Annotated in this window: 5 protein-coding genes; all 5 read left to right on the top strand. The window is 36.5% G+C overall.

The window, feature by feature from the left end; translation table 11 throughout:
• Positions 1 to 955, top strand: a 955-nt coding sequence (locus ABZA26_RS11015; protein WP_372714578.1) for a phage tail sheath family protein, incomplete at its 5' end; no start/stop codon positions are given.
• Complete coding sequence (locus ABZA26_RS11010; protein WP_013387481.1) at positions 955 to 1,473, top strand: phage major tail tube protein; 519 nt, start codon at positions 955 to 957, stop codon at positions 1,471 to 1,473. The genes ABZA26_RS11015 and ABZA26_RS11010, both read left to right, overlap by 1 nt.
• 12 nt (positions 1,474 to 1,485) lie before the next feature.
• Positions 1,486 to 2,085 carry a Rha family transcriptional regulator gene (locus ABZA26_RS11005; RefSeq protein WP_372714577.1) on the top strand — a complete coding sequence of 200 codons (600 nt, stop codon included), beginning with the start codon at positions 1,486 to 1,488 and terminating at the stop codon, positions 2,083 to 2,085.
• Between the two features lie 109 nt (positions 2,086 to 2,194).
• Positions 2,195 to 2,533, top strand: a complete 339-nt coding sequence (locus ABZA26_RS11000) for a hypothetical protein (RefSeq protein WP_372714576.1) — start codon at positions 2,195 to 2,197, stop codon at positions 2,531 to 2,533.
• Positions 2,534 to 2,668: 135 nt separating this feature from the next.
• On the top strand, positions 2,669 to 3,246 hold a 578-nt coding region (locus ABZA26_RS10995; protein ID WP_372714575.1), incomplete at its 3' end, for a hypothetical protein.

The following is a 3,246-nucleotide window of genomic DNA, read 5'->3' as shown; positions in this document are numbered from 1 at the left end:
CTATAAAGTGAGTTTTGATAAATTGAAACCTAGTCTAGTGGATGAGGACGACATTATAGGGGGCGTGGATGCGATAACCTTTAAAAGTGAAGGTTTTGCAACTATTCCACAGGTATTTACTAAATTTAACAGGGTTCCTAATATTGGTTTGGCTCCAGGATGGACTCATAAACCTGCAGTGGCACAGTCACTGGTATCTTCTATGAGGAATATCAATGAGGTTTTCAACGGAATTGTGCTAACAGATATTGATGCCAGTACTGTGGATAATTACACCAAAGTTGCTGAGTGGAAGAATGACAACAGCTATATTCACGAGACCCAGTATAACTTTTGGCCAAGGGCCTGTATTGGTACCAAGATTTATCATATATCTACCTTAGTGGCTGCTTCCATGTATAAAGTGGATCAAGATAATAATGATATTCCATATGAATCTCCCTCAAATAAAGCACTTAATACCACAGGGATTTGCCTTGAAGACGGGACAGAGGTAGATCTTATTCTTGGGCAGGCAAATTATCTTAATGATAATGGTGTAGCAACTTCTATAAACTTCAATAATGGATGGAGGTTATGGGGAAATAGGACAGGCTGCTATCCATCAAATACCGATGTCAAAGATAATACGATCTCCTGCAAAAGGATGTTTATCTGGGACAACAATAATTTTACCCTTACTTTCTGGCTGGATGTAGATAAGCCTGCTGACAATAAGTTGATGGATAAGATAGTGGACAGTTACAACGACTACTATAACGGACTTGTGACTAAAAGTGTAATCCTTGGAGGAAGAATTGAATTCAATAGCGGAGATAATCCGACAACCAGTCTGATTGATGGAAAATATTATTTCAAAAGATACATGACCCCTGTGGGAGTAGCTGAATGTATAGAATCTGATCTGGAATATGATGTTGAATACTTACAGAACTTGTTTGGAGGTGGTAACTAATGCTAGGAGGAATACCTACGTCTCTACAGGGCTTTAGTTTGTACATAGATGCATTGAAGGAAGTGGGAACAGTCGATCTTGAGCTGCCTAATATCCAGTTTATGACAGATACTCTTTCAGGTTCTGGAATAGCAGGAGAAATAGAAGTCCCAGTACCTGGGCTTACTCAGTCAATGACGCTGAAGATAAAAAAGAGAGCTGTAAATCAACAATTTACCACACTGCTTGCACCAAGAAATCATCTTTTAACTTTCAGGGGCAACATGAACATGGCGGACCCAGAGCATCCTGTAAAAAAATCTAAAAATAGAAAGATAAGAGTGGTTGCCAATGTCACTCCTAAAAGTATGAATATAGGAAAGGCAGAGGTTGCCAAGTCTATGGATACAGAAGCTGAGTTTGAAGTAGCCAGTATCATAGTATTTGTAGATGAAGTTCCAAATTTACATATTGATAAATTTAACAATAAATTTGTCGTGGATGGAGTTAATTATCTTGATGACGATAATTTCTTATAAAAATGGAGAAGAATGACTGATTTAATAAAAATAGAAAATAATAAGGAACATGGCTTAGTAGTTTCCAGCAGAGTGGTGGCTGAAGAGCTTGGGAAAGAACATAAACATGTGCTCAGAGATATAAGAGAAAAATCATTGTCCACATTTGGGCAGTGGTTTATCCCTAGTAAATACAAGGCTGGGAATGGTCAGACATATGATGAGTATCTTTTAACAAAAGATGGCTTCACAATGCTTGTCTTCAATTACGAGGGATATTTAGATTTTAAAAAAGCTTATATAAATAAGTTTAATGAAATGGAAAAGCAACTAAAAGAATTATATGTTCCTAGGTCACTTCCTGAAGCTTTAAGAGCATATGCAGATGCAGTAGAGGAGAAAGAAAAACAGAAATTATTGGCAATTGAGAAGCAAAAAACTATTGATATGCTGGTACATGAAAACAAGCTGTATACAACTACTGAAATAGCAAAGGAAATTGGTTTTAAAAGTGCCATAGCTTTAAATATAGAACTTGGTGAAAGAAAGGTACAGTTTAAAGCAAATGGAACCTGGGTGCTCTATTCTAAATACTCAGATCTTGGTTATGTATCTATTAAGCAAAATGTTTAGGATACAGGGAAGATAGTCTATGACAGAAAATGGACTGGAGAAGGCAGAAAGTTCCTACTAAAAATGTTTCAGATAGCTGCATAATAAATCGTATAGAAAGGGGTTGTAGATGGAAGAAAATAAACTGCTTGAGGAGACTGAAGAAAAGTTAGCAATAGTAGGAAGTATTATAAAAATAAAACTCTCTAAAAAAATAAAATTTAATGATGTGGAAATCAGGGAAATCAATTTAGATTTTGGTTCTTTAACAGGAGTTGATATTTGTGAGGCAGAGAGTAATTTCAGGGATAGATTTTATGTGCCGGTTCCAGATGCAAATTATTCATTTGCTTATCAAGCAGCGGTAGCTGCCAAAGCTTCAAGGCTACCATATGAACTTATACTAGAACTAAATCATAGAGATTTTTCAGCAGTAACCGGAGCAACAAAGGGTTTCTTGCTGGGATAGACCTCAATTCTAAAAAGAAATTGCAGGACTTGAGGGAAGCTATCCTCCTAGCAGGAAAGGTAAGCAATAGCGGAGCTGATTTTTTTTATAAAATGAGACTTAAAGAATTGGTCAGCTGGTTGGAGGCGATACCACGTGAGCGGTAGAAATTTTATGTTAAAAATAGGAGGGACAGTAGATCCCTCCCTTTCAAAAAGCTTTCAGACCTCTTCTAAAGAAATGAAAAAACTAAGCGATGAGATGCTAAAACTAAAAAGCACCAACAGGCATATTTCAAAGCTAAAAGCTAGTGAAGAAAAGCTGGAAAAACGGTTTGCAAGTGGACGTGAAGAATATAAGAAGCAGCAAAGAGAGCTCTTTGGAACTAGTAAAAAAATGAATGACCTAAGAAAGGCTATTGAAAAAACCAAGAAACCTTCTAAAAGCATGATAAATGAGTTTAAAAAAGCTCAGAAAGCAGAGAATCACTTAAAAGAAACCACAGAAAATCAAAAGAAAGCCCTTACAGATATGATGAGGCAGATGAAAGCAGCTAAAAATGAGACCAAAAGATATTCCCAAAGCCAAGAAGAATTGGCCAAATCTATGAAAAAAGTAGAGGAGAGGCATAAGAAACTTAAAGAATATGAAAATTTAAAAAAGTCTGTTTCAAATAATGCCGGGGGAACTTTTGCCAGATCAGCTGGTCAGGCAGTGGCTTTAGGAGTAGCTGT

The organism is Ilyobacter sp., assembly GCF_041583315.1.
In the GTDB taxonomy this organism is placed as follows: domain Bacteria; phylum Fusobacteriota; class Fusobacteriia; order Fusobacteriales; family Fusobacteriaceae; genus Ilyobacter.
This window is presented reverse-complemented; position numbering and strand designations above follow the sequence as displayed.